We start from the raw sequence: 25564 nt of genomic DNA on the forward strand, positions 1-25564 counted from the left end.
CCCGCCCCCGCCCCCCCCGCCCCCCCGCCCGGCCCCCCCCCCCCCCCCCCCCCCGCGGGGGGGGGGGGGGCCCGGCGGCGGGGCGGGGGGGGGGGGGGGGGGCCCCCCCCCCCCCCCCCCCCCGCGGCCGGTACCGCCCGGGTCAGCGCCGCAGGGTCAGCCGGGCGATCCTGCCCTGCTCGCCGGAGGCCCAGCAGGCGCCGTCGGCCGCGCAGTCGACGGTGTCGTACGAGCCGGGGTCGACGGTCCGCCAGCTGCGGCCCGCGTCGGTGCTGAGGTCGGTGCCGGTGGGGCCGACGGTCAGGGCCGCGCTTCGGCTGCCGGGCAGCCAGGCGACGCCCGAGCGGTAGGCGGGCGGCGGGGTGGCGGCGGCGGTCCAGGTGCGGCCCGTGTCGCGGGTGGTCGCGGCGGCCAGGGGCGACGGCTGGTCCTTGCGGTAGTCGCCGCCGACCGCGATGCCGTGCCACCGGTCGCGGAAGGCCAGACCGAAGACGCCCTTCGCACCCTCCCCCGCCGGGACGGTCGTCCCGGTCGCGGTCCAGGTCAGCCCCCGGTCGGCGGAGTGCAGCACCCGGCCCCGCTCGCCGCCGCCGGTCGCCAGCCACACATCGCGCGGCCCGGCCGACACCAGGCACTGACCGCTCGCGGCGAACCCTGCCTCGCCGGGGAGCGCGGCGGGCATCCCGGCGTCCGGCAGCACCGTCCAGCTCCGGCCGCCGTCCCGGGTCGACAGGATCCGGAACCGGCCGTCCACCGGGTCGCTCATCGCGAGGCCGTGGCGCCGGTCGAAGAAGGTCATGCAGTCGTAGAAGGCCCGCGGGTCGGTGTTCCGGAACGACTCCGTCCAGGTCGCCCCGCCGTCCTCGGTGCGCAGCACCCGGGACGCCTCGCCCTCGCCGATCGCGAGGACCACGGCCCGCCGCGCGTCGAACGCCTCGACGTCACGGAACTCCAGCCCGTCCGGCCCCGCCCCGGGCGGCGAGACGTTTCGCCAGCTCCGGCCGCCGTCGGTGGTGCGCAGCACCGTGCCCTTCGATCCGGCGGCCCAGGCCACCGAACGGTCCACCGCCGCGAGCCCGCGGAAACGGGCGTCCGTCCCGGTCGGGGTCAGCCGCCACCCGAGCCCGGGGGCGCCGTGCCCCTGCGGCCGCTCCCCCGCCCGGTCCTGCGTCTGCGCGTGTGCCGCGCCCGGCACCGCGAGCACCAGCGCGAGCGCCGCCCCCGCGAGCCCCGCGACCCTCGATCGCCCCGCCCGTCCCACCCGTACCGCGTGTCCTGCCCGTTCCGTCCGTACCGCTCGTGTCAGGGTCATGGCGCCGGAAGCTAGCCCACCGCGATGATCCCGTCCAGAGTGCGTACCCGGCCCCGCCTTCCTAGGCTGGGCCGCATGACGGACCGCACCAGCGACCCCAGCCCGGACGAGGCGCCGAAGCTCAAGGAGTACGACGGCGAGGGCATCACCGTCACCTTCGAGCCGCGCCGCTGTCTGCATGCCGCCGCGTGCGTCCATGGCCTGCCCGACGTCTTCGACCTGCAGAAACGGCCCTGGGTGCAGCCCGACCAGGCGTCCGCCGAGCGGGTCGCCGAGGTGATCAGGCGGTGTCCGTCGGGCGCCCTGCGCTACCGGCTCGCCGACGGGGCGGCCGAGGCGCCGGACTCCCCCACCACGGTCCAGCGACTGTCGGACGGCCGGCTCCTGGTACGGGGCGACCTCCTGGTACGGACGGGCCCGGGCGGCACCGCGGCGGGTGAGCGGCACGAGGTGAGAGCGGTGCTCTGTGGCTGCGGCGACTCCGCGAACCAGCCCTACTGCGATCATTCCGGGCCGTGTGCGAACGGCGACTTCGACATCGCCGCGGAGCGGTGACACAGCTCACGTACCCCTCCAGTGCACGTTCGGCCCCCGCCGTTCGTCTCTTCTTGTGTCAGGGAGACGCCAGGAGAACCAGAAGTAAACCCCGGCAGGAGGCTGGCCATGTCCACCGTCATCGAGCAGGCAGTGCAGGCGCGACTGGTCGCGTCCGCGCCCCGCGCCGAGTCCGTCGCCGCCACCCTGCGCTACGACCGCGAGGATCCGTACGCCGTGAGCATGGCGTTCCCGCCACCGGCGACCCTCGAAGGCGTCGAGGTCTCGTGGGCCTTCGCCAGAGAACTCCTCGTGCAGGGCGTGGACGGACCGGCCGGGGTCGGTGACGTCCGGCTCCGCCCGTACGGCTACGACCGCACGGTCGTCGAGTTCCACGCGCCCGAGGGCGTGGCCATGGTCCACATCCGCACCTCCGAGCTGCGCAGCTTCCTGGAGCGCTCGCAGCATCTGGTGCCGTCCGGCCGTGAGCACCAGTACCTGGACTGGGACCAGGACCTGGCGCATCTCCTCGAGGAGCACCCGTAGGACGGGCCTTCAGGACGGGCCTTCAGGACGGGGCCTCGGGGATCGAGGCCCGTTAATTCGATTGCTCCGCCCTCCTCCCGGCCGTAGCGTTCTCCCCGTCGTTGTCGCCGCCGATCGGAGAAAGCCGTTGTTCTGCTGAGGTCCGAGACACCGTGCCGCGCGTGCCGCTCCGCCGCCGCGTGTGCCGTCCTCGACCTCGGTGTGCGAGCACAGCTCCGATCCGGATCTCTTCGGCGTTCTCCGTCGTCCCCGGCTCCCACCCGCGTCCCGGTGTCTCACGCGTAGCCCTTTTCCACGCTTCGCACCCTCACCGGGAGGCACCTCATGTCAGCACGCCCCGTTTTCGTCCACTGCACCGACGTCTCCTTCGCCTGGCCGGACGGCACGCCCGTCCTGACGGACTTCCGGCTCGCGGTCGGTCCCGGGCGCACCGGTCTGGTCGGGCTCAACGGCTCCGGCAAGTCGACCCTGTTGAAGCTGATCGCCGGGGAGCTGACCCCGGCCGAGGGCACCGTCCGGATCGCGGGCGAGGTCGGGCATCTGCCGCAGAACCTGGTCCTGGCCACCGGACTGAAGGTCGACGAGGTGCTGGGGATCGACGTCGCCCGGGCCGCGCTGCACGCGATCGAGTCGGGCGACACCTCGGAGGCGCACTTCACGGCCGTCGGTGACGACTGGGACGTGGAGGAGCGGGCCGTGGCGGTGCTCGATCAGCTCGGGCTCGGGCACGTGGGGCTCGACCGCACCATCGGCGAGCTCTCCGGCGGCGAGTCGGTGCTGCTGCGGCTGGCCGCGCTGCTGCTGGCCCGGCCCGATGTGCTGCTGCTCGACGAGCCGACGAACAACCTCGATCTGCGGGCCAGGCGGCGGCTGTACGAGGCGGTCGACGCCTGGTCCGGGGTGCTGCTCGTGGTGAGCCACGACCGTGAACTCCTGGAGCGGGTCGACCAGATCGCCGATCTCCGGGACGGCGAGGTGCGCTGGTACGGCGGCGCCTGGTCGGACTATCGGGCGGCGCTTGCCGCCGAACAGGAGGCGGCGGAACGGATGGTGCGGGTCGCCGAGGCCGACGTACAGCGGCAGCGGCGCGAACTGGGCGACGCCCAGATGAAGTTGGCCCGCCGCAAGCGGTACGCGCAGAAGAGCTACGAGAACAAGGTGGTGCCGAAGATCGTCGCGAACAGCCGGCGGTCGTCGGCGGAGGTGTCGTCCGGCAAGCACCGGGCGCTGCACACCGAGCGGCTCACCGAGGCGCGTTCGCGGCTCGACGCGGCGGTGGAGGCGGTGCGCGACGACGACGAGATCAGGATCGAGCTGCCGCGCACCACCGTGCATCCGGGCCGTGAGGTGCTGCTCCTGCAGGATCTGGAGCTGCCGTACGGGAGCCGGGTGGCCGGCGGTTTCGAGCTGCGGGGCCCGGAGCGGGTGGCACTGCTCGGCCGGAACGGGGCCGGGAAGACGACCCTGCTGCGGACGATCGCGGGTGAGCTGGCGCCGGTCGCGGGCGAGGCGGCGGTGCGGGTTCCGCTGCGGTTCCTGCCGCAGCGCCTGGACATCCTGGACGACGGGCTCAGCGTGGTGGAGAACGTGGCCCGGTTCGCGCCGGGCGCGACCCCCAACGAGATCAGGGCGCGGCTTGCCCGGTTCCTGTTCCGGGGCGGCCGGGCCGACCGGGCGGCCGGGACGCTGTCGGGCGGCGAGCGGTTCCGCGCGGCGCTCGCGGCGCTGCTGCTCGCCGAACCGGCGCCGCGGCTGCTGCTGCTCGACGAGCCGACGAACAATCTGGATCTGGCGTCGGTTCGGAGCCTGACGTCGGCGCTCGACGCGTACGCGGGGGCGTTGATCGTGGTCAGCCACGATGTGCCGTTCCTGGAGTCGCTGGGCATCACCCGCTGGCTGCGGCTCGACGGTGAGCTGCGGCCGACGACGGCTGCCGCCGTGCGGGCCGAGGAGCTGGCGGAGGACCGGGAGAGCGAGGGGGTGACGGGCCCGTAGGGGACCGTGCGGAGGGCCTGGAGGGAGGCCCGGAGCGGACTGCGGGGTGTGGGGGGTGCGGAACTCCGCCGGGGCGCGTGAGCCGGGGCGCGACCACCGAGACGTACGGTCCGGGGCACGGGCACCGGGAGGTACGGGTCGGGGACGAACGCCGGGGCTACCGGCCTGGGCGAATCCGCCGTGGGATGTCAGCGGTGGAGTAAGGCCCAGGACTTGGTGCCGCCACCGGGCGTGAGGACCGGGGCGAGTCCCCAGTCGCCGCCGTGCGCCTGGACCGCCGCGGCCAGCAGCCACATGCTGCGGCTGCGGCGGTCGCGGCATTCCTCGGCCGCGGTGGGCGCGTCATGGGCGGGGTGCTGGTCGTACAGCACGATGCGCAGCGCGTCGTACTGCCAGCGCACCCGCAGGATCATCTCGCGGTCGGGGGTGAACCGGTACGCGGCGGAGACCAGCTCCGAGGCGGCGAGCGCGGCGGTGTCGCACAGCTCGGCGAGGCCGTGCCGGTTCAGCAGGGTGCGCAGCGACTCGCGGGCGAGTCCGGCGCAGTAGGCACCCCCGGGGAGCAGCATCGAGTAGCTGAGGTTCTCGACCGCGGGAGGTATGGGTCCGGCCGCCGCCGCGGCGGAGGTCGGAAGGCAACGCATGGCGCCCTTCATCAGGTTTCGCTCACATTTCCTCTGGTGTGGGGGTGCTCACAGCCGAAAGCGATAGCCCCGTGTGAGACTTGCGCTACCGACCGTAGCGTACGAGCGGAGCACAGTGCTACTACTTGGAAGTAGTCACTCGCACTTGTGTCGTTCCGGCTCATTCGTCCGGGGTTGCACCCCCGGACCAACCAAGGGGGAGATCGAGCGTGCCACCCAGGAGCACCCCGACCGCGCGTCAGCAGCGCCTCGGGCTAGAACTGCGCAAACTGCGCGAACAGTCCGGCATGTCGGCCCAGCAGGCCGCGGCCCTCCTGGGCGTGGACCGCACCCGCATCCCGAACATCGAGTCCGGACGGTTCGGCATCAGCCCGGAACGGGTCCGCACCCTCGCCTTCAACTACGGCTGCCCGGACGCCGGTCTGATCGACCTGCTCGCCGCGACGGCGCAGGAGCGCGACCGCGGCTGGTGGGAGCAGCACCGCGGACTGCTGCCGCCCGCCCTGCTCGACATCGCCGAACTCGAGTTCCACGCGCATGAGTTGATCACCGGGGTCACCACCCACATCCCCGGCCTGCTGCAGACCGAGGAGCACGCGCGGGCGGTCTTCGACACGGCGGTCCCGGCGCTGCCGGATCCCGATCTGGAGGCCCGGCTCGAACTGCGGCTGCGCCGCCAGGAGGTGCTCGACCGGGACCGGCCCACGCTGTACGAGGCGGTGATCCACGAGGCGGCGCTGCGCATGCAGTTCGGCGGCCCGAAGGTCGCGCGGGCGCAGCTGGAACACATCCTGGAGCGTTCGGAGCGCGAGACGATCACCGTCCGGGTCATCCCTTTCACGGCCGGCGGTTTCCCCGGGGCGGGCCAGTCGTTCACCTACGTGGGCGCGCCCGTGCCGCAGCTCGACACCGTGCAGCTCGACTCGTCGCACGGCTCGATACTCCTCGACACCGATATGCAACTGCGGCGCTACCGGAGCCTGTTGGAGCGACTGCGCGGGCTCGCGCTGCCGCTTCCGGCCTCCCGCGACTTCATCCGCACCATCGCCCAGGACCTGTGAGGTACCCGCACATGAACCCTTTCAACGACAGCGCCGTCCACTCCGTCGGGGCCCGCCGGGAGATCGACTGGAACGAGGCGTTCTGCAGCGAGGGCGCGAACTGCTTCCGCTTCGGCCTGGACGACGCGGGACAGGCGTACATCGGTTCGACCCTGGCCCCGGACAGCTATGTCAGCGACTCCGTCGAGGCCCTGCGGGCGCTGATCTCCGCTGTGAAGGCGGGCGCGGCCGATCATCTGCTCTGAGTAGCCGCCCGGCGGCCTGGGGCGCGGGCCGCGACGGGCGCATCGGCGCGTGACCTGGATCTCCTGCGCGCTCGTACGCGGGCGCGGGAGCCGGGCGCATAACGGAACGTAATCGGACATCACCCGGACGGGCTTGGCCACCGGCTTATGGGGCCTTTAACCTACGGTCTCGTAACCTACGAATCCGTAGGTAGTTCCTTATGCCCTTCTCCGTCCCCAGGAGTTCCCGTGACGATCACCTCTCCCCACCTCGGCAGTTCCGCAGGGTGGACCGACGCGCGGCTCCTGTACGCCCTGGAAGAGGTGGTGGCGACGGAGCTCGACCGCCATCTGAAGGTCACCAAGGACTGGATGCCGCACGAGTACGTGCCCTGGTCCGACGGCCGCAACTTCCCCGGCTTCTTCGAGGACGGCGAGGCGTGGGACCGCTCGCAGTCCAAGGTCACCGACATCGGCCGGATCGCCCTGGTGGTGAACCTGCTGACCGAGGACAATCTGCCCAGCTACCACCACGAGATCGCCACGCTCTTCGGCCGCGACGGCGCCTGGGGCACCTGGGTGCACCGCTGGACCGCCGAGGAGGGCCGCCACGGCATCGTCATGCGGGACTACCTGCTGGCCTCCCGCGCGGTGGACCCGGACGAGCTGGAACGATTCCGCATGGCCCATATGAGTGAAGGTTTCGAGTCCGACAACCGTCACTCGATGCTGCACTCCATCGCCTACGTGGCGTTCCAGGAGCTGGCCACCCGCATCTCGCACCGCAACACCGGCCACCAGTCCGGCGACCCGGTCTGCGACCGGATGCTCGCGCGCATCGCGCTCGACGAGAACCTGCACATGATCTTCTACCGCAACCTGCTGCGGGCCGCCTTCGAGCTGGCGCCCGACCTCACCATGCAGTCGGTCCGCGACGTCGTCGTCAACTTCCGGATGCCCGGCCACGGCATGCCCGGCTTCGAGCGGGCGGCGGCCCAGATGGCCATCGGCGGCGTCTACAACATGCGCATCCACCACGACGACGTGCTCCAGCCGGTGCTGCGCTTCCTCAAGGTCCTGGAGATCGGCGGGCTCGGCCCGGACGGCCTGGCGGCCCAGGAGGAGCTGGGCCTGTTCATGAACGGCCTGGACGGCGAGGCCCGCAAGTTCGACGAGCGGCTGGCCGCCCGCAAGGCCCGGCTCGCGGCCCGCGCGGCGGGCTGAGTCCGGTCCCGGGGCGGGCGTCAGCCCCGTACGCGCTTCAGCTTGAAGCGCTCCTTCTCCGAGAGCCCGCCCCACACCCCGAACCGCTCGTCGTTCGCGAGCGCGTACTCCAGGCAGGCCACCCGCCCCTCGCACGCCCCGCACAGCTGCTTGGCCTCACGGGTCGAGGAGCCGGGCGCCGGGAAGAAGAACTCGGGTCCGGCCTGGGCGCACAGGGCGTCCCGCTGCCAGGAGAGGTCCTCGGTCAGGAGGGGCTGCGGGGCGGCGGTCATCGTGTCGGTCTGCATGGGGAACAGCCTGGTCGGGCGCCCTAAACGGGTCATCAACGTCCGATCAACGCGCCCACCGGGCACCGTCAACACGGCGCGCCGGGGTGTTCACCCCACCGTTTTCGGCCAGTCATGCCCTGGCCGTGCCCACCGGGTGGGACGACGCGTGAACGGTGTGTTTCCAGAACGGCGTTCAGCCCCGGAACGGCTCCCGCGATGTGGCAGCGTGGGGCCATGAGTACGCAGGCCACGAGCACGCAGGCCACGCCCCGGATCGCACCGCAGCCGTCCGCCCCCGTGCCCGCCGGCGCCCAGGCGGTGCGGCGGGCGCTCGACATGCTCCAGGGGTTCCACGACAACGGGCCCGATCCGACCGCGTCGGACCTGGCGCGCCGCCTCGGCCTGTCCACCTCCACGGCGCACCGGCTGGCCAGAACCCTGCTCGCGGGCGGTTTCCTGGAACAGGACCCGCGGACCGCCCGCTACCGGCTCGGCCCCACCGTGACCGAGCTCGGCCGCCTCTCGTACCACCAGCGCGGTCTGCAGCTGGCCGGCCCCGAGCTGCGCGACCTGGCCGACCGCACCGGCACCGGCACCGCCCTCGCGCTGCGCGGCGGCGGCCACGCCGTCATCGTCGCGGGCGGCACGGTCACCCCCAAGGTGGGTCTGCGGCGTCCGCTGCGTTCCACCGCGCTCGGCACGGTGCTGCTCGCCTGGCCCGCCGCCGGCGCGCCCGACGAGGTGCCGGGCCACGGCGGTCCGCCGGACCCCGAGGATCACACGTCGGCGCTCGTACGGGCCAGGGGGCACGCCCTGGCGGACGACGAGCCGTCCTTCGGCGCCCGCACCCTCGCCGTACCGGTCCTGGACCGGTCCGGGCACGCCCGGTTCGCGCTCGGGCTGCGGGCCGCGCCCTCGGTGCTCAGCGACAGCCGGCTCGACTGGTTCCTGGCGCAGGCCCGCGCGTGCGCCCGGGCGCTCGAAGTGCTGCTGCTCCCGCCGGGCGAGCGGCGCGCCCCGGAGGCGTAGCCACCGGCGCGGCCGGTCACTCCTTCTTGGCGCGGCTCGGCTGCACCCGCTTCGGCTCGCCCGGCATCTTCGGGTACTCCGGCGGATAGGGCAGGTCACCGAGGCCGTGGTCGGCCTCGTCACGGCGGGCGAGTTCGAGCAGCGACTCCAGGCTGAAGCGCTCGTCGTCCATGTCGGCGTGGACGTCGCCGAGTTCGGCGTACCGCTCGGGCATGGTGCGGATGTCGAAGTCGCGTGGCACCACGTCGTCGATCTCGTCCCAGCGCAGCGGCGCGGAGACCGGGGCGTGCGGGCGCGGGCGGACCGAGTAGGCGGAGGCGATGGTGCGGTCGCGGGCGGTCTGGTTGTAGTCGACGAAGATCCGCTCGCCGCGCTCCTCCTTCCACCACTTGATGGTCGCCTTCTCCGGCATGCGGCGTTCCAGCTCCCGGCCGACGGCGATCGCGGCCCTTCTGACCTGTGTGAACGTCCAGTCGGGCAGGATCGGCACGAACACGTGCAGGCCGCGCCCGCCGGACGTCTTGGGCCAGCCGCGCAGTCCGTGCTCGTCGAGCACCGCGCGCAGTTCATGGGCGGCGCGGACGGCGTCGGCGTAGTCGGTGCCGGGCTGCGGGTCGAGGTCGATGCGCAGTTCGTCGGGGTGGTCGGTGTCCTCGCGGCGGACCGGCCAGGGGTGGAAGGTGACGGCGCCGAGGTTGGCCGCCCACAGCACGGCGGCCGGTTCGGTGGGGCACATCTCGTCCGCCGAACGCCCGCTGGGAAAGGTGATGTGGGCGGTGGGGATCCAGTCCGGCAGGTACTTGGGAGCGCGCTTCTGGAAGAACGATTCGCCGGTCACCCCGTCGGGATAACGCTCCAGCGTGGTGGGGCGGTCGCGCAGCGCGCGGGTGATGCCGTCGCCGACGGCCAGGTAGTAACGGACCATGTCGAGCTTGGTGTAGCCGGGCTCGGGGAAATACACCTTGTCCGGGTTCGACACCTTCACGATCCGGTCGCCGACCTCGAGCTCCACCGCTGCCGCCTTGCCTGCCATGCCGGTCAGCCTAGGTCGCACCCTCAGAGGCCGCATATCGGGACGAATCAGTGCACGACTTCTAGACTCGGCGCATGGACCTGCCGGTGATGCCACCCGTGAAACCGATGCTGGCGAAGGCCGTCAAGAAGATCCCGCCGGGGATGCAGTACGAGGCCAAGTGGGACGGCTTCCGCGCCCTGGCGCACCGCGACGGCGCGGAGCTCTTCCTCGGCAGCCGCACCGGCAAGCCGCTCGGCCGCTACTTCCCCGAGCTGGCCGACGCGCTGCTCGCGCGGCTTCCGGAGCGGTGCGTGGTGGACGGCGAGATCGTCATCGAGCACGACGGGCGGCTCGACTTCGACCGGCTCTCGGAGCGGATCCACCCGGCCGAGTCGCGGGTGCGGATGCTGGCGGATACCACGCCGTCCCGGTTCATCGCGTTCGACCTCCTCGCCCTCGGCGACGAGTCGTTCCTGGACACCCCGCTGGCCGAGCGGCGCGCCACCCTTGAGCGGGTGCTCGCCGGGGTGACGCCGCCGGTGCACCTGGCGCCCGCGACCCGGGACCCGGCGGTCGCCGCCCGCTGGTTCGAGCAGTACGAGGGCGCGGGGCTCGACGGGGTGATCGCCAAGCCGCTGGATCTGCCGTACCGGCCGGACGAACGGCTGATGTACAAGATCAAGCACGAGCGGACGGCGGACGTGGTGGTCGCCGGGTACCGGCTGCACAAGAGCGGCCCGGTGGTCGGCTCGCTGCTGCTCGGTCTGTACGACGACCGGGGCGCGCTCCAGCACGTGGGCGTGTGCGCCGCGTTCACCGCCAAGCGGCGGGCCGAGCTGATCGAGGAGCTGGCCCCGCTGGTGATGGATCCGGCCACCGGGCACCCGTGGGCGGCCTGGGCCGAGGAGGCGGCGCACGAGGGCGCGCGGCTGCCGGGGGCACCGAGCCGCTGGTCGGGGAAGAAGGACCTGTCGTGGGTGGCGCTGCGGCCGGAGCGGGTCTGCGAGGTCGGCTACGACCACATGGAGGGCGACCGCTTCCGCCACACCGCCCAGTTCAAGCGCTGGCGCCCGGACCGGACGCCCGAATCGTGCGGGTACGGGCAGTTGGAGGAGCCGGTGTCGTACGACCTGGCGGAGATCCTGGGCCGCGACTGAGCCGTCCCGGGGGCCGGGACCGCCACGGCACCGGGTCGCGAACGACCCGTCGACGGCTTCCGGCCGGACGTGAGATGCCCCACACCAGGTTTGCGCGGCAAGGGACTTGATCAAGCCACGCGTTCGACGGACTGACGCACGGTCCCGCCGTCGCACCCCGGCGCACCTGCGGGAACGCGCGGCACCGCGCGCGGGCCGCGGCCGGTCCTCCCGTACGCCTCGCCGAAGACGTCCGACGGCTGTTGCCCGGCGGTGACGGAGGCGTCGTCGAACCGGCACCGCCATCCGGTACGTATGGAAGTACGTGACGTACGTACCGAAGAGAGCAACCCTCTCGCCGCCCGACGACCCCCACAAGGACCGCTCGTGATCATCTCGCCCTCGACCCTCGTACCCGTACCGATCCCCGACCGCGTCGCCGCGCTGATCGGTTCCTGCCTGCCGCTGCACGTGCTGCAGGCCGAGGTCGACGCGGACAGCGCGGCGCGCGAGGTGTACCGCTTCCGCGGCCCGCTCTGCCCCGAGGACCACGCCGACCGCGAGTACGCCCTCGCGGCCCTCGCCCGCGCGAACAAGGTGCTTGCCAAGCACCACCCGAAGCTGCCGGTGCGCCCCGGGTACTGATGCCCTGGTCACCGGTTCGGGCGTACTCCGGATGCAGGACACCGGGAGCGGTGTGAGCCTGCGAGGGTGACCACCACCAGCGAAGCAGCGCCCGCGCCCCCCGCCGCCGAGCCGCCGGTGCTCGACGGCCGCCGCCGCAACATCGTCTTCGGCACGATCATGCTCGGCGTCCTGCTCGCCGCGCTCGACCAGACGATCGTCGGCACCGCGCTCCCGACGATCGTGTCGGACCTCGGCGGCGCCGCCCACATGTCCTGGGTGGTCACCTCGTACCTGCTCGCGGAGACCGTCGCGACCGTCCTGGTCGGCAAGTTCGGCGATCTCTTCGGCCGCAAGGTGATCTTCCAGATCTCCGCGGTCGTCTTCATCACCGGCTCGTTCCTCTGCGGCCTCGCCACCAACATGACGCTGCTCATCGTGTGGCGCGGCCTCCAGGGCATCGGCGCCGGCGGCCTCATGGTCACCGCGATGGCGCTGATCGCCGACGTCATCCCGCTGCGCGAACGCGGCAAGTACCAGGGCGCGATCGGCGCCGTGTTCGGTGTCTCGACCGTCATCGGGCCGCTGCTCGGCGGGCTGTTCACCGACCACCTCAGCTGGCGCTGGGCCTTCTACGTCAATGTGCCCATCGCGATCCTGGTCGTCATCGCCGCCGCCCGCACCATTCCCTCGGTGCGCTCCACCAGCCGCCCGGTCATCGACTACCTGGGCATCGCGCTGGTCGCCATCGGCTCCAGCGCCCTGATCCTGGCGACGAGTTGGGGCGGCAACGAGTACGCCTGGGGCTCCGGTGTCATCATCGGCCTGTTCGCGGGCGGGCTCATCGCACTCGCCCTGTTCTGCTGGGCGGAGACCCGCGCGCCCGAACCGATGCTGCCGATGCGGCTGTTCGGCAATCCGGTGTTCACGGTCTGCTCGGTGCTGAGCTTCGTCGTCGGCTTCGCGATGCTCGGCGCGATGACCTTCCTGCCGACGTATCTGCAGTACGTGGACGGGGACTCGGCGACGATCTCCGGCATCCGCACCCTGCCGATGGTGGTCGGTCTGCTGATCGCGTCGATCTTCAGCGGCAATGTCGTCAGCAAGACCGGCACCTACCGGATCTTCCCCATCGTCGGCTGCCTGGTGATGGGCGTCGGCCTGTATCTGCTCTCCCTGATGGGCCCCGGCACCAGCACCTGGCTGGAATCGCTGTACATGTTCGTGCTCGGCGTCGGCATCGGTCTGTGCATGCAGGTCCTCACCATCGCCGTGCAGAACACCGTCGAGTACACCGACCTCGGCACCGCCACCTCGGGCGTCACCTTCTTCCGTACCCTCGGCAGCTCCTTCGGCACCGCCGTGTTCGGCACCATCTACGCCAACTCCCTGAAGCCCAACCTCACCGAGGGCGTCGGCGAGGCGTCGGCGCGGGCGGCGAGCCTCGGTCTCGACCCGGCGTCGGTCGGGAAGGCCGCGCAGAGCCCGGCCGGCCTGCACGGGCTGCCCGACCAGGTCGCCGAGCCGATCGTGCGGGCCTACGCGGACACCCTGCACACCGTCTTCCTGTGGACGGTGCCGGTGGCCGCGGTCGGCTTCGTCGTCGCGTTCTTCCTCAAGCAGGTGGCGCTGCGCGACACGGCCCGCGCCTCGGCCTCCGACATGGGCGAGGGCTTCGCCTCCCCCACCGCCACCGGCGACTCGGCCAAGCTCCTCGAACTGTCCGTCGCCCGGATCGTCCGCAGGACCGACCTGGACACCGCCCGGCGGATCGTCGACGCCTCCGACACCCGGCTCGACGTGGCGGGCGCCTGGGCCGTCATGCAGGTCGAGCTCTTCACCCGCTCGGTCGGCCACGCCAGCCTCGGCCTGATCGCGGCGGGCCGCCGCGTCCCGCCCGAGGTCCTGCTGCCGGTGTTCGACCGGATGGTCGACGAGGGCTTCCTCACCCGGTACGGCAATGTGCTCTCGCACACCACGGCCGGGAAGCGCGAGGCGGACGTCATCACCAAGGCGTGGGGCGACTGGCTGGCCGAGCGCGTCGAGCAGGAGCGGGGCCGCCCCAGCGGCCCGGAGCTGCGGGCGGCGACCGACTCCATCGCGAAGAAGCTGATCGCGGAGGACCTGGCGCAGGGGCTTCCGCAGCACGAGAAGGCGATCGCGGGCGCGCGCTGAGCCCCGGGCCCGGCGGGCCCGAGACGGCTCCGCCGGTCCCGTACGCCCCTCCCGTACGGGACGTCCCGTCCCTCAGTCCAGGAACTCCCCGTCCACGTACACCCAGGCGCCCTCGTGCCGCGCGAACCGGCTGCGCTCGTGCAGTTCGCCCGCTGTGCCGTCCTGGCGGAAGCGGGCCCGGAAGGTGACCGTGCCCTGCTGGTGGAAGGCGGAGCCGTCGGTGGTGTCCTCGATGTCGAGCCCCGCCCAGCGCAGCCCCGGGTCGAAGTCGACGTCGGCGGGGCGGGTCCCCGGCGCCCAGGTGCGCAGCAGGTAGGGCTCGTCCCGGACGACGAAGGCGCTGTAGCGGGAGCGCATCAGGAGTTCGGCGGTCGGGGCGGTCGCGGGCCCCTGGTGGAACCGGCCGCAGCAGCCGCCGTAGGCCGCCGGGAGACCGCAGGGACAGGGTGCGTCGGCGGCGATACCGGTGGGGCGGACGGGAGGGGTGGGGCGGGGCTTGCGTCGGGACATGCGTCCATTGTCGCGCCCCGCCCGAGCGGATCAGCGCGCCGCGCGCCACATCCCCCACAGCACCGGGCCGCCGCCCGGCAGCGCGAACTCCTCGCGCACCTCGAAGCCGAAGTGCCGGTACACCGGCAGGTTCGCGGCCTTGGAGGACTCCAGGTAGACCGGCAGGCCCGCCGCGTCGGCCTGGGCGAGGCCGGACCGGAGCAGCGCGCCGCCCTGCCCGGTGCCCTGGGCGGCGGGGGCGGCGCCGATCAGCGCGAGCGACCAGTGGGCCTCGGCCGGGGTGTGCTCGGCGGCGGTGCCGACGGCCTCCTTGAAGAGTCCCGCCCGGTCGCCGAGGATCCCGATCAGCCGCTGGATGGTCTCGTCGTCGGGCACCGCCCGGGCCCCGGCCGGGACCCAGAACGCCGCCGCGTCCTCGGTGCGTTCGCAGACGCCGTTGGCCAGGTACTGGCCGGTGAAGATCGTCGAGAAGTACCGGGTGAGGGTCGCCTCGCGGGTGGCCTCCTCGGGGAAGAACCAGCGCATCATCGGGTCGTCGTCGAAGGCCAGGGCCAGGGCACGGCTGATCGCCTGGTCGTCGTCGAGGACCGCTTTCCGGGGCATGTTCGCTGTCGCCATGCGCCCATTCTGCGCATAAACGATCTTGAAGCCCGCACCGGGGTCGCCTCCTAGGCCGTGCCCACCGCGGGCAGCGCGGCGAGCCGCCCCTGCCAGGCCGCCGCCTCCTCGGGCTCGCCGAGCGCGGTGGTCAGCTCGACCAGGAACTCATGGGCGCGGACCAGCTCGTCGTGCGGCGCGGTGTCGCCGTACCGGCCGAGCGCCACGGTCAGCGCCTTCACGGCGGTCCGGTCGTCGTTCTTGAACTCGCTGAGGATCCGCGCGTTGTCCAGCGCCCTGGCGAGCCCCTTCAGCTTCCTGGAGCCGCCGTACTCCAGCTCGGCCGGTTCGTCCCGCTGGATGAAGATGAGGGAGTTCCCGGAGGGGTCGACCAGCGTGAAGCGGCTCGCGCCCTTGCGGTGGCGGGTGATCCGGGGCCGCCCGGTGCCGAGCACCTTGCCGTACGCGGCGCGCATCGCCGTACTGAAGGCGGCGTGGTACGGGGCGACCGCGTCGACCATCACCAGGCAGCCGCCGCCGTCCTCACGGCTCGGGTCCAGGTGCTCGGGCGCCTTGCCGAAGTGCAGCTGGAAGCCGCTGTAGGAGAGGGCCAGGTAGACGTACGGGCGGGTCTGCTCGTACGTCGTGACGAAGCCGAGGGCCCGGTAGAACTCCAGCGTCTCCGGCACCGACACACAGGGCAGCACCGGCACCGTGCCCTCGTTCGGCGTCACCCCGGGGGCCGCCTCACCGCCCGGCGCCGTCGTGCCCGTGGCCTCGTCCGTGCTCCGCTCCTCCTTGTCCCTGCCCATGCCCAGGTCTCCCCTCAGGTGGTCCGCCGCGACCCCGCCACCCTGGCAGCTCGCGCGCCGCCGCGCCTATGGACTCTTTATCCAGCCCTTATCCGTGGCCCGTCCCCCGGCCTGTCTCACGGCGCGTCTCACCCCGTGTCGCGTACCCGGGGCGGGCCGGACCGGCCCAGTAGCGTGAGGGCATGAAACTGACGATTCTCGGAGGCGGCGGATTCCGGGTGCCGCTGGTGTACGGGGCCCTGCTCGGCGACCACGCCGAGGGGCGGGTCACCCACGTCACCCTGTTCGACCTGGACTGGGACCGGCTCTCGGCCGTCGCGCGGGTCCTCGCCGAGCAGGCCGCGGGGATGCCCGACGCGCCCGTGGTGCACGCGACCACCGACCTCGACGAGGCACTGCGGGGCGCCGACTTCGTCTTCTCGGCGATCCGGGTGGGCGGTCTCGCGGGCCGGGCCGCCGACGAGCGGATCGCGTTGGCCGAGGGGGTGCTCGGCCAGGAGACGGTGGGCGCGGGCGGGATCGCGTACGGGCTTCGGACGCTGCCGGTGGTCACCCACATCGCGCGCCGGATCGCCGAACTCGCCCCGGACGCCTGGGTGATCAACTTCACCAATCCGGCCGGGATGGTCACCGAGGCGATGGCGCGGATCCTCGGCGACCGGGTGATCGGCATCTGCGACTCGCCGGTGGGTCTCGGCCGCCGGGTCGCCCGGGTGCTCGGCGCCGATCCGGACCGGGCGTGGATCGACTACGTGGGGCTCAACCACCTGGGCTGGCTGCGCGGCCTCACGGTCGACGGAGTCGACATACTGCCCCGGCTCTTCGAGGACGAGACGCTGCTCGGGTCGTTCGAGGAGGGCAAGCTCTTCGGCACCGAGTGGCTGCGCTCGCTCGGCGCGGTGCCGAACGAGTATCTGCACTACTACTACTTCAACCGCGAGGCGGTGCACGCCTATCGGTCCGCCGAGCGGACCCGCGGCGCCTACCTCCTGGACCAACAGGCCGGTTTCTACGAGGAGATGGCGAAGCCGGACACTCCCCCGCTGGCCACCTGGCACCGGGTGCTCGCGGACCGCGAGGCCACCTACATGGCGCACAACCGGGAGGCCGCCGGGGTCGGCGAGCGCGACGAGGAGGACCTGGAGTCGGGCGGCTACGAGAAGGTCGCGCTCGCCCTGATGCGGGCGGTTGCCCGGAACGAGCGGGCCACCCTGATCCTCAACGTCCGCAACCGGCACACGCTTTCGGTGCTCGACGCCGACGCGGTGATCGAGGTGCCGTGCCTCGTCGACGCGGCCGGCGCCCATCCGGTGTCGGTGGACCCGCTGCCGTACCACGCGGTGGGTCTGGTGACGGCGGTCAAGGCGGTGGAGCGCGAGGTGCTCACGGCGGCCGAGGGCGGCTCACGGGCGGCGGCCGTGAAGGCGTTCGCGCTGCATCCGCTGGTGGATTCGGTGAGCGTCGCCCGGCGGCTGCTCGACGGATATTCCGCCGAACACGCGGGACTTGCGTACTTGCGGCGGTGACATGGACGGCTGACGAACAGCTTTACGTCATGAGGGGCGCGCCCTAGGCTCGCCCCTCATGACCGCACAGCGACGCATACGTGTTCGACGCGGGGTGGCCCGGCTGCTCGCGGGCCTCCTGATCGCCGCCGGACTCGTGGGCACCGGGACGGCGGCCGCCGGAGCCCCGGCCGCCGCCGAGACCGGCGGGGCCACGGTGGTACCGGTGCAGACCACCGGACCCGCCGACCGCCGGTTCAACCTGGTGGTGCTGGGCGACGGGTACACGGCGGCCGAGCTGCCGCTGTTCCGGGCCGACCTGGAACGGCATCTGAGCACCCTGTGGAGCATCGAGCCGTTCGCCTCGTACCGCTCCTACATCAATGTGTGGGCGGTGGAGATCCCGTCGAAGGACTCCGGCGTCGACTGCGACCCCGCGCTCGACGCGCCCGCCCGGGACACCGCGCTCGACATGGGCTTCTGGGGCGGCTGCAACCCGGACAGCGTGCAGCGGCTGCTCACCGTGAACAGCGCCAAGGCGGGCGGCTACGCGGATCTGGTGCCCGGCACCCGGCAGGCCAACCGGCAGATCGTCGCCCTCGCCCACAGCTCCACCTACGGGGGCGCGGGCGGGAGTTACGCGACCGCGTCCGGCGGCAACGCGCTCTCCGCCCTCATCACCCCGCACGAGCTGGGGCATTCGCTGGGCGGCCTGCAGGACGAGTACGACTACTACGCGCGCGGGGTGCCGGGCGGCCGCTACGAGGACGAGGGCGAGCCCGCCTCCGCCCACCACACCCTCCTGACCGAGGATCAGCTGCGGGAGCGGCACGCCAAGTGGTGGCGCTGGCTGGGCGAGGAGAGCGAGTCGGGCGGTCCGATCGGCCGCTACGAGGGCGGTCTCTACAGCACCCAGGGAGTGTGGCGGCCCAGCCGGCACTCGATGATGAAGACCCTCGGCTACGCCTTCGACCAGGTGGAGCGCGAGGTGATGACGCAGGCCATATCCGCCAAGGTCGACCTGGTCCAGGGCCACACCCCGAACACGGCGCCGATCGGCGCCGACCGCACGGTGTGGGTGGACACCCTGCATCCGGTCGGCGGCGAACTCGCCGTGTCGTGGCGGCTCGACGGCCGCCGCCTGCGGACCGACGGGGCCCGCACGATCGACCTGCGGGAGCTGCGGGACCTGCGGGAGCTGCGGCTGACGCCGGGGCGGCGGTACGAGCTGACGGCGACCGTCACCGATCCGACCCCGTTCGTGCGGGACCCTGCGGTGCGCGGCTCGGCCGCCCTGACCCGTACCGTGCGGTGGACCGTGGACCCGGCCGCGACCACCCCCGTGGACCTGACCCGGGCGGAGTTCACCGGGCACACCGCGACCGGCACCCCGGTCGGCGCCCGCTCGGTGGTGTACGTGGACACCTCCCACCCGGTGCGGCGGCTGCCCGTGGTGCGCTGGACGCTCGACGGCCGCCCGGTGCCGAACCCGGGCAACGCCCTTGATCTGGACCTGGGTTCGCTGCGGCTCTCGCCCGGCGTCCACATCCTGACGGCGCGCCTCGACGGCGCCGCGCGGGAGCTGCGCTGGATGGTGGACGCGTCACCGGCCTCGGGCGCGTACCAGCTCTCGGAACCGGTGCGGACGGTGCGCCGCCCGGGACGTCCGGTGGAGTACGTCTACGACGGCGCCTTCGATCTGCGGCTGACCGCGCAGGACGACCAACAGGGCGTGGTGGTCAGCCAGTTCCGGGTGGACGGCGACGGCTGGTACACCTACTACGGCTGGCCGACCGACGCCACCGCGCCGTTCCGCCTCTCGCCCTCGGGCACGGTGATCGACGATCTGGTGTACGGAAAGCTGGGCCGGAGCCGGGCGGTGCCGTGGGACGACGCCACGCCCGACTACGGCACCCACACGGTGGAGCACCGGACGGTGGACGCGGCCGGGAACATCAGCCGTCCGCGCACCTTCCTGGTGACCCTGGAGCCGCCCCGGCCGTGACCGGCCGCCCGGCCGGTCACGGCGGCGCCCCCGCCGCCGCTCAGCGCTTGCGGCCGACCGCCGCCCAGCCGGGGATCGGCTCGTCGCCCGGGACCGGGACCGGCTCGCCCAGCTCCGGGTGCCATTCGGCGGTCAGCGAGACGCCCGGCTCGACCAGGTCGAGGCCGTCGAAGAAGGCGGCCAGCTCGTCGCGCGAGCGCGGCCGCAGGGTCAGTCCGCGGGCCCGGTACATCGCGGCGGCCTTCGCCGCGCCCTCCGGGTCGAAGTCGCCGGTGACGTGCGAGAGGACCAGGTAGCTGCCGGGGGCGAGCTGGTCGACCAGCTTGCCGACCAGGTCCTGGGCGCCGTCCTCGTCGCCGAGGAAGTGCAGCAGCGCGAGCATCGACAGCGCGATCGGCTGGTCGAAATCAAGGACCTTTCCGGCCCTTTCGAGGATCAGTTCGGGGTCCCGGGCGTCCGCCTGGATGTACTCGGTGGCCCCCTGGGGCGTCGAGCGCAGCAGCGCGGCCGCGTGCGCGAGCACGATCGGGTCGTTGTCGCAGTAGACGATCCGGGACTCCGGGGCGGCGCCCTGCGCGATCTGGTGCAGGTTCGGCTCGGTCGGGATGCCGGTGCCCACGTCCAGGAACTGGCGCACCCCGGCGGCGCTGAGCCAGCGGATGGCGCGGTGCATGAAGGCGCGGTTGACCCGGGCCATGTCCCGGCCCCGGGCGTCGACGGTGAGCAGCTGCCGGGCCATCTCCTCGTCGACCGGGTAGTTGTCCTTGCCGCCCAGGAACCAGTCGTACATCCGCGCGGGGTGCGGCTTGCTGGTGTCGATGCGAATGTCCTGGGGGGTCATCGGCTCTCCTCGGCGGGACGAACGGTGTTGCTCACAGCGGGAGTTCGGGCGAACGTGCGGGGATCACGGTAGTGACAGAGCAAGAGTTACGCGATGGAGCGGGTGGGACGGAAGGGGTCAGGTGAGCAGGAAGTCAGCCTGACCGGATTTGGCCCCCTGGATGAAGGCGGCGATCTCCCCGTGGGTGTAGATGAGCGCGGGTCCTTCCGGGTCTGCGGACTGTCGCACGGCGATCCTGCCGTCGGCCAGCTTCATGGCCTCCACGCAGTTCCCCCCGTTCCCGCCGCTCCACGGCTTGTGCCAGCCTTCGGCACCGAGCTCGGCGGCGGGCATGCCGTTGTATATGCGATCCATTCACAGCTCCTTGCGGAGATTCCGGAGAATCTCCTTCGTGCGTTGTGCAGTCGCGGCCTGGGCCGCCATCCGGTCCATGACCTCGAGGTGGGAGGCCACCTCGGGGCGCGCGTCGAGATAGACGGCGCCGGTCAGGTACTCGCTGTAGACCATGTCCGGGAGTTCGGGCATGGCGAACCGGAAGAGGACGAACGGACCGTAGGTGCCCGGGTGATGGCCGGACGCGAACTCCGCGATCTGCAGGGTGACGTTCGGCAGCTCCGACGCCTCGAGCAGCCGGTCGAGCTGGTCGCGCATCACCTGTGGCCCGTCGCCGACCGGGCGGCGGAAGACCGTCTCGTCCATGATCACCCAGAACTTGGGCGCGTCCTCCCTGGTGAGCAGGGGCTGGCGCTCCATCCGGAGGGCTACATGACGGTCGATCTCCTCGGCACTGCTGCCGCCGACGGCCCCGCTGCGCAGAATGGCACGGGCGTACCCCTCGGTCTGCAGCAGACCGGGGACGAACTGCGGTTCGTACTCCCGGATGAGGCTGGCGGCCCCCTCCAGGCTGACGTACATGGAGAACCAGCCGGGCAGCACGTCGTGGAACCGCTGCCACCAGCCGGGGAGGTTGGCCTCCTCCGCGAGGGCGATGAAGCCCTCGGCCTCGGAGTCCTTGATGCCGTACGCCTTCAGCAGGAGCTGGACGTACGGGATCTTCAGCGCGACCTCCGCGGTCTCCATGCGCCGGATCGTGGCCGGGGCGACCCGGAGGATCTTGGCGGCCTCTTCACGCTTGAGGCCGGCCCGCTCGCGCAGATCCTGCAGACGCTTGCCGAGTACGACCTGTCCCACCGTGGGGGCGGACCGCGGCTCGCTCACTCTCAGACCTCCCCGACGCGCTGTTTCGACGAGTGTGCCACGAACCCGGCCAGAGAGAACACCGCACTCTGCAATTTTCAGAGTGCCACTTGCCAAGTGTCCGACTCAGGAGCACAGTATTCCGGGAACCAGTACGCACGACGCCGAGCGTTTCATCACGGTGGGGTGTGTACGGCACTCCTGCCCACATTGTGAGGATCCGGTCGTGGCTTCTGGTAACGCGCATTCCTCAGGTCTCATGAGCCCCCGCGTCATGAACCAGCGCCCGCGACCCGCGCACCCCCACGACACCGCCCACGCCGCCCACGGCACCGCTCACGGCGTCACCGCCGTCGGCCACCACCGCCGCTTCGCCTTCGAACTCCCCGCCCGCACCGAGTCCGTCGCCCGCGCCCGGCACCTCGCCGAGGAACGCCTCGCGATGTGGGGCTGCGCCGGGGAGATACGTGACACCGCCGCCCTGGTGGTCTCCGAGCTCGTCACCAACGCCGTCGTGCACACCGCCAGCGCCCGGGTCGTCTGCGAACTGCGGGAGGGCGACGAGCGGTTGCGGATAGCGGTACGGGACGAGGGCGGGCCCGCCGGACCCCGGATCCGCGAGTGCGGCGAGGAGGAGCGCGGCCGCGGCCTCATCCTGGTCGACGCCCTGTGCGCGGCCTGGGGCGCCGACCGCACCGGTCACGGCACGGCGCAGATCGTCTGGGCGGAGCTGGCGCACGGCGCGGGAGAGCCGTGCTGAGGACCCTGTCGACCCTGTCGGCGCTGTCGACCCTGCTGGTCCCGCGCGCCCGGCGCAGCCCCGAGAACACCCCCAGGCCCCAGGCCCCCGGCCCCCGCACCGCCATCGGCACCGGCACCGGGACCGGCACCGGCCGGACCGCCTCCGCCGCCGGTCCGCTCGCGGTGACCCGGCTGCCCGTCCCCGCCGACCTGCCGGCCACCCTCGGCTGCGACGCCGTCGGCGTCCCGGCCCGCTACGGCTTCCGCACCCTGTCCCGGCTGCCCGCCAAGGGCTGCGTGTACGCGGACGGCGACTGGTGGTGGTGGCTGGTCCCGGCCGGCTCCGACCTCGACCTGGTGTGGCCGCTGCCCGCCTGTTACGCGCCCGGCGCCGTCATCCCGGACCGCGGCCCCCGGCTGATCCACCACCCCGACGGCGGCTCCCCCTACACCCCGCCCATCCCCCTCTACCTGCTGATCTGCCAGCTGACCGGCACCGCGCCCGCGTGGAGCGGCCCGCCGCGGCTGCGCACCGCACGCTGAGGCCCGGCCGGGCCGCGAGGCCGTAGGGTCGGGGCATGTTCTCCCCCGAGGGTCCCAGCCTGCTCGAACTCACCCGGCAGGCGATGACGTCCGTCGAGCGCGGCTACGACCTGCTCGCGACGAAGTTCGACGCCACCCCGTTCCGGACCTCGGACCGGCTGCTCACGGCGGTCGCGGACGCCCTCGCCCCGCTCGGCCCCTTCGACACCGGACTCGACGTCTGCTGCGGCACCGGCGCGGGCCTCCCGGTGCTGCGCTCGGTGTGCGCGGGCCGGATCACCGGGGTCGACTTCAGCGCCGGCATGCTCGACGAGGCCCGCCGCGCCCACCCCGACGCCACCCTGATCCGGGCCGACGCGCTGGCCCTGCCGTTCGGCCCGGAGTTCGACCTCGCGGTCAGCTTCGGCGCCTTCGGTCACTTCCGCCCGGCCGAGCAGCGCACCCTCTTCCACCAGGTCCACACCGCGCTCCGCCCCGGCGGCACCTTCGCCTTCCCGCTGCCCGCGCCCCCGCCGGTGGGCTCGGCCCCGTACTGGACGCTGTTCGGCTTCGACGCGGTGATGCGGGTGCGCAACGCGCTGTGGCGGCCGCCGTTCGTCATGTACTACCGCACCTTCCGGCTCCAGGACGTGCTGCGGCGCCTCGGCGATACGGGCTTCACGGTGGAACTGCGGACGATGGAGACGTTCGGGCACCGGGCGGACGGCGGGCCGCGCTGCCGCCTGGTGGTGGCGCGGAAGGCGATGCGAACGCGGGAAGCGTGAATACGGAAAGACCCTGACCTGAAGGTCAGGGTCTTTCCGTGTGGTGTCCGAGGGGGGACTTGAACCCCCACGCCCGATAAAGGGCACTAGCACCTCAAGCTAGCGCGTCTGCCATTCCGCCACCCGGACGGGGTGATGCCGACCGCGGTGTTCCCCGCGGCGACATACGTAACTCTACCAGGGGTTCGGGGTGGCTTTCACCAGCGTTTCCCGTGGTCAGTGCGGCGAGCCGGACTTGTTCTGCTTGATCCAGTCGTCGTTGTCCTGCCAGGCGTACAGGGTGTGGCCGTCCACGTACGTGTAGTAGAGACCGCAGCGGGCGGTGGCCTTGTCGCGGGCGTCCTTGGGGAACCAGGAGGGAGTGAGGGCGGGGGCCGGGCGGTCGGCGCCCGTCGGCATCGGGGTGCAGCCCGCCGGGAGCGCGGGCGAGCTCAGGGTCGCCATCAGGGCCCGCTCGCCGCCGGTCGTCTTCATCGCGTACTCGACCTTGGCGGCGTCGTCCGGCAGCCAGCGCGGCACCGAGGCCCGGTCCTTCTTGGCTTCCGCGCCGGTCCGGTACGAGCCGTACTCGTCGTGGCGCTTCTCGAACCAGTCGGCGGCCGCGGGAACCGCGACGGTGGCGGTGAAGACGGCGGCGGCGAGGGTGCCGCCGAGGGCGAGGGCGAGAGAGGTGCGCTTCATGTCTTCCATGCTGGGCGCCGAACCGGCCGGTTCTCGTACGTCCGGAGGACCGTTCCGGGTACGACTCGGGGCGCACGGGGCGTCGCCGCACCCTAGGGGACGCCGCGCCCTACCCTGCGCCGGGTGACCCATCTCGCCGCCCCACCGCCACCCAACGCCCGCTACCGCCGCCCCCGGATGCTGTCGCCGCTGCGCGAGCATCTGCGCGACACCTTCTGGTTCGCGCCGGTCGCCGCGATGGCGGCGGTGCTCCTGGTGTGGTGGCTGTGCGACGGCATCGACACCGAGATCGTCGACGCGCTGCGCGAGGCCGGGGAGTACGAGGCCCTGGGCGACCTGGTCGGGATCTCCGAGGACGCCAAGACGGTGGTCACCACCATCAGCTCGGCGATGATGACCTTCATCGGTGTGGTCTTCTCGATCTCGCTGGTCGCGGTGCAGATGGCGAGCGGCCAGTTCAGCCCCCGGGTGGTACGGATCTTCATCCGCAGCCGGATCACCAAGGCGACCCTCTCGGTCTTCCTCGCCACCTTCCTGCTGTCGCTCCTCGTCCTCGCCACCTACGAGAGCGAGACCGACCCCCGGCTCGTCACCACCGTGCCGCTGGTCCAGTCGATCCTCACCCTCGCCATGGTCGGGCTCAGCCTGCTGCTCTTCGTGGCGTACGTGAACTCCACCCTGCGGCTGATGCGGGTGGGGCACGTGGTGGACCGGATCACCTGGGAGGCGTTCCGGGTGCTGACGAAGATGCCCTGGTACGAGGGCGGGGCCGGCGATCTCGGGCCGGTCACCGGCCATGTGGTGTACCGGGGCGACGCCGGGGTGCTGCGGGACGTGAACGTGGCCCGGCTCGTCCGCTCCGCCCGCCGCAACGGCCTGGTGCTGCGGCTGCTGCCGAGGATCGGCGACTTCGTGGTGCCCGGCACCCCGATCCTGGCGGTGCACGGCGGGGCGGCCCCGAAGGGGCTCGCCTCGGCCGTGTCCGTGGGCATCGAGCGGACCTTCCACCAGGACCTCGGCTTCGGGCTTCGCCAGCTCGCCGACATCGGGCTGCGGGCCCTGTCGCCCGCCGTGAACGACCCGACCACGGCCGTGCAGGCGCTGGACCGGATCACCCAGTTCCTGACCGCGATCGCCCACCGGCCGCTGGGCGCGGTGGCCTACCGGGAGGGCCGGAACGGCGAAGGCGCGGTGCGGCTCGTGCAGGACGTGCCGGGCTGGACGGACCTGGTGGACCTGGGCTTCGCCGAGATCCGGGGCTGCGCGGGCGAGAGCCCCCAGGTGTCCCGGCGGATGGTGGCGGCCCTGGACGACCTGCTCGCGATGGTCCCGGCGGAACGCCGTGAGCCGCTGCTGCGGCACCGCGCGCTGCTCGTGGAGCGGGTGGTACGGACGGTTCCGGAAGCGGCGGACCGGTCGTTCGCGCTCGAACCGGACCGGCAGGGCATCGGCTGAACCCCGGGGAGGGGGCGCGGGGGCAGGCGCGGAGGGCGCGGAGCGGGCGGCCGTACGACCTGACGGACTCCGGCGGCCGAGTGGACCGGGGGTGGTGTCCGGTCGGCAGAGTGGCCCCGGGAACC

27 protein-coding genes and 1 tRNA gene are annotated in these 25564 nt (G+C 72.5%); 16 read left to right on the forward strand and 12 right to left on the reverse strand.

Translation table 11 applies throughout. From position 1 onward, the window contains the following. Window positions 1-142: 142 nt before the first annotated feature. Window positions 143-1312 carry a WD40/YVTN/BNR-like repeat-containing protein gene (locus tag ACIPXM_RS27495; protein ID WP_401660570.1) on the reverse strand — a complete coding sequence of 390 codons (1170 nt, stop codon included), beginning with the start codon at window positions 1310-1312 and terminating at the stop codon, window positions 143-145. 75 nt (window positions 1313-1387) lie between these two features. Between ACIPXM_RS27495 and ACIPXM_RS27500 the strand changes: the two genes are divergently transcribed. The 3 genes from ACIPXM_RS27500 (at window position 1388) to ACIPXM_RS27510 (ending at window position 4387) form a co-directional block, all read left to right on the forward strand. Then, window positions 1388-1867, forward strand: a complete 480-nt coding sequence (locus tag ACIPXM_RS27500; protein ID WP_401660573.1) for a (4Fe-4S)-binding protein — start codon at window positions 1388-1390, stop codon at window positions 1865-1867. A 108-nt stretch (window positions 1868-1975) separates the two neighbouring features. Then, a complete protein-coding gene (locus ACIPXM_RS27505; RefSeq protein ID WP_401660576.1) occupies window positions 1976-2392 on the forward strand; it encodes an SsgA family sporulation/cell division regulator in 417 nt (138 codons plus the stop codon). A 324-nt stretch (window positions 2393-2716) separates the two neighbouring features. After that, the gene (locus tag ACIPXM_RS27510; protein WP_401660579.1) at window positions 2717-4387 is read left to right on the forward strand and encodes an ABC-F family ATP-binding cassette domain-containing protein; all 1671 of its coding nucleotides are present in this window, start codon (window positions 2717-2719) and stop codon (window positions 4385-4387) included. 188 nt (window positions 4388-4575) lie between these two features. On the opposite strand, the gene ACIPXM_RS27515 is transcribed toward ACIPXM_RS27510, so the two are convergent. Next, window positions 4576-5031 carry an ATP-binding protein gene (locus ACIPXM_RS27515; RefSeq protein ID WP_401660582.1) on the reverse strand — a complete coding sequence of 152 codons (456 nt, stop codon included), beginning with the start codon at window positions 5029-5031 and terminating at the stop codon, window positions 4576-4578. A gap of 209 nt (window positions 5032-5240) precedes the next feature. Between ACIPXM_RS27515 and ACIPXM_RS27520 the strand changes: the two genes are divergently transcribed. From ACIPXM_RS27520 to ACIPXM_RS27530, 3 genes are all read left to right on the forward strand, one after another. Then, window positions 5241-6092 carry a helix-turn-helix transcriptional regulator gene (locus ACIPXM_RS27520; RefSeq protein ID WP_401660585.1) on the forward strand — a complete coding sequence of 284 codons (852 nt, stop codon included), beginning with the start codon at window positions 5241-5243 and terminating at the stop codon, window positions 6090-6092. Window positions 6093-6103: 11 nt separating this feature from the next. Further along, window positions 6104-6337: a hypothetical protein gene (locus ACIPXM_RS27525; RefSeq protein WP_401660588.1), complete on the forward strand. Its 234-nt coding sequence runs from the start codon at window positions 6104-6106 to the stop codon at window positions 6335-6337. 228 nt (window positions 6338-6565) lie between these two features. Further along, window positions 6566-7540: an acyl-ACP desaturase gene (locus tag ACIPXM_RS27530; RefSeq protein WP_401660591.1), complete on the forward strand. Its 975-nt coding sequence runs from the start codon at window positions 6566-6568 to the stop codon at window positions 7538-7540. Window positions 7541-7560: 20 nt separating this feature from the next. On the opposite strand, the gene ACIPXM_RS27535 is transcribed toward ACIPXM_RS27530, so the two are convergent. Then, window positions 7561-7827 carry a WhiB family transcriptional regulator gene (locus ACIPXM_RS27535; RefSeq protein ID WP_401660594.1) on the reverse strand — a complete coding sequence of 89 codons (267 nt, stop codon included), beginning with the start codon at window positions 7825-7827 and terminating at the stop codon, window positions 7561-7563. Between the two features lie 216 nt (window positions 7828-8043). Here ACIPXM_RS27535 and ACIPXM_RS27540 point away from each other — a divergent pair, with 216 nt between their 5' ends. Continuing rightward, on the forward strand, window positions 8044-8838 hold the full coding sequence (locus ACIPXM_RS27540) for an IclR family transcriptional regulator (protein WP_401660597.1): 795 nt from the start codon (window positions 8044-8046) through the stop codon (window positions 8836-8838). 16 nt (window positions 8839-8854) lie between these two features. Here ACIPXM_RS27540 and ligD read toward each other — a convergent pair whose 3' ends face one another. Next, complete coding sequence (gene ligD / locus ACIPXM_RS27545) at window positions 8855-9871, reverse strand: non-homologous end-joining DNA ligase (protein ID WP_401660600.1); 1017 nt, start codon at window positions 9869-9871, stop codon at window positions 8855-8857. 74 nt (window positions 9872-9945) lie between these two features. Here ligD and ACIPXM_RS27550 point away from each other — a divergent pair, with 74 nt between their 5' ends. The 3 genes from ACIPXM_RS27550 to ACIPXM_RS27560 all read left to right on the forward strand — a co-directional run bounded on the left by ACIPXM_RS27550 (window position 9946) and on the right by ACIPXM_RS27560 (window position 13788). Further along, entirely contained in the window at window positions 9946-11010 is a 1065-nt protein-coding gene (locus ACIPXM_RS27550; protein WP_401660603.1) for an ATP-dependent DNA ligase, read from the forward strand. 372 nt (window positions 11011-11382) lie between these two features. Beyond that, window positions 11383-11634, forward strand: coding sequence for a hypothetical protein (locus ACIPXM_RS27555; RefSeq protein ID WP_401660946.1), 252 nt, complete (start codon window positions 11383-11385; stop codon window positions 11632-11634). 66 nt (window positions 11635-11700) lie between these two features. Next, window positions 11701-13788 carry an MDR family MFS transporter gene (locus ACIPXM_RS27560; protein ID WP_401660606.1) on the forward strand — a complete coding sequence of 696 codons (2088 nt, stop codon included), beginning with the start codon at window positions 11701-11703 and terminating at the stop codon, window positions 13786-13788. 72 nt (window positions 13789-13860) lie between these two features. Here ACIPXM_RS27560 and ACIPXM_RS27565 read toward each other — a convergent pair whose 3' ends face one another. The 3 genes from ACIPXM_RS27565 to ACIPXM_RS27575 are packed head-to-tail and all read right to left on the reverse strand — an operon-like array spanning window position 13861 to window position 15707. Then, window positions 13861-14298 carry a YchJ family protein gene (locus ACIPXM_RS27565; RefSeq protein ID WP_401660609.1) on the reverse strand — a complete coding sequence of 146 codons (438 nt, stop codon included), beginning with the start codon at window positions 14296-14298 and terminating at the stop codon, window positions 13861-13863. A gap of 30 nt (window positions 14299-14328) precedes the next feature. Continuing rightward, complete coding sequence (locus ACIPXM_RS27570) at window positions 14329-14916, reverse strand: GNAT family N-acetyltransferase (protein WP_401660612.1); 588 nt, start codon at window positions 14914-14916, stop codon at window positions 14329-14331. 50 nt (window positions 14917-14966) lie between these two features. Further along, window positions 14967-15707, reverse strand: a complete 741-nt coding sequence (locus tag ACIPXM_RS27575) for a glyoxalase (protein WP_401660615.1) — start codon at window positions 15705-15707, stop codon at window positions 14967-14969. A gap of 182 nt (window positions 15708-15889) precedes the next feature. Here ACIPXM_RS27575 and ACIPXM_RS27580 point away from each other — a divergent pair, with 182 nt between their 5' ends. Together ACIPXM_RS27580 and ACIPXM_RS27585 are read left to right on the forward strand one after the other, a co-directional pair. Next, window positions 15890-17233: a 6-phospho-beta-glucosidase gene (locus tag ACIPXM_RS27580; RefSeq protein WP_401660618.1), complete on the forward strand. Its 1344-nt coding sequence runs from the start codon at window positions 15890-15892 to the stop codon at window positions 17231-17233. A gap of 58 nt (window positions 17234-17291) precedes the next feature. Further along, window positions 17292-19217, forward strand: coding sequence for a M64 family metallopeptidase (locus ACIPXM_RS27585; protein WP_401660621.1), 1926 nt, complete (start codon window positions 17292-17294; stop codon window positions 19215-19217). A 40-nt stretch (window positions 19218-19257) separates the two neighbouring features. Here ACIPXM_RS27585 and ACIPXM_RS27590 read toward each other — a convergent pair whose 3' ends face one another. The 3 genes from ACIPXM_RS27590 to ACIPXM_RS27600 all read right to left on the reverse strand — a co-directional run bounded on the left by ACIPXM_RS27590 (window position 19258) and on the right by ACIPXM_RS27600 (window position 21276). Next, window positions 19258-20058: an SAM-dependent methyltransferase gene (locus ACIPXM_RS27590; protein ID WP_401660624.1), complete on the reverse strand. Its 801-nt coding sequence runs from the start codon at window positions 20056-20058 to the stop codon at window positions 19258-19260. 117 nt (window positions 20059-20175) lie between these two features. After that, complete coding sequence (locus tag ACIPXM_RS27595) at window positions 20176-20412, reverse strand: DUF397 domain-containing protein (RefSeq protein ID WP_345484461.1); 237 nt, start codon at window positions 20410-20412, stop codon at window positions 20176-20178. Beyond that, window positions 20413-21276, reverse strand: a complete 864-nt coding sequence (locus tag ACIPXM_RS27600) for a helix-turn-helix transcriptional regulator (protein WP_401660627.1) — start codon at window positions 21274-21276, stop codon at window positions 20413-20415. Window positions 21277-21529: 253 nt separating this feature from the next. Between ACIPXM_RS27600 and ACIPXM_RS27605 the strand changes: the two genes are divergently transcribed. The 3 genes from ACIPXM_RS27605 to ACIPXM_RS27615 all read left to right on the forward strand — a co-directional run bounded on the left by ACIPXM_RS27605 (window position 21530) and on the right by ACIPXM_RS27615 (window position 23303). Further along, window positions 21530-22015: an ATP-binding protein gene (locus tag ACIPXM_RS27605; RefSeq protein WP_401660630.1), complete on the forward strand. Its 486-nt coding sequence runs from the start codon at window positions 21530-21532 to the stop codon at window positions 22013-22015. 104 nt (window positions 22016-22119) lie between these two features. Then, on the forward strand, window positions 22120-22539 hold the full coding sequence (locus ACIPXM_RS27610; RefSeq protein WP_401660949.1) for a hypothetical protein: 420 nt from the start codon (window positions 22120-22122) through the stop codon (window positions 22537-22539). Window positions 22540-22574: 35 nt separating this feature from the next. Beyond that, window positions 22575-23303 carry a class I SAM-dependent methyltransferase gene (locus ACIPXM_RS27615; RefSeq protein WP_401660633.1) on the forward strand — a complete coding sequence of 243 codons (729 nt, stop codon included), beginning with the start codon at window positions 22575-22577 and terminating at the stop codon, window positions 23301-23303. Between the two features lie 41 nt (window positions 23304-23344). On the opposite strand, the gene ACIPXM_RS27620 is transcribed toward ACIPXM_RS27615, so the two are convergent. Both ACIPXM_RS27620 and ACIPXM_RS27625 read right to left on the reverse strand, forming a co-directional pair. After that, window positions 23345-23432, reverse strand: a tRNA-Leu gene (locus ACIPXM_RS27620). 87 nt (window positions 23433-23519) lie between these two features. Continuing rightward, on the reverse strand, window positions 23520-23984 hold the full coding sequence (locus tag ACIPXM_RS27625) for a hypothetical protein (protein WP_401660636.1): 465 nt from the start codon (window positions 23982-23984) through the stop codon (window positions 23520-23522). A 177-nt stretch (window positions 23985-24161) separates the two neighbouring features. Between ACIPXM_RS27625 and ACIPXM_RS27630 the strand changes: the two genes are divergently transcribed. Beyond that, complete coding sequence (locus tag ACIPXM_RS27630) at window positions 24162-25439, forward strand: DUF2254 domain-containing protein (protein WP_401660952.1); 1278 nt, start codon at window positions 24162-24164, stop codon at window positions 25437-25439. Window positions 25440-25564: the final 125 nt, after the last annotated feature.

It is taken from the genome of Streptomyces sp. NPDC090025 (assembly GCF_044748125.1).
Taxonomy (GTDB): domain Bacteria; phylum Actinomycetota; class Actinomycetes; order Streptomycetales; family Streptomycetaceae; genus Streptomyces.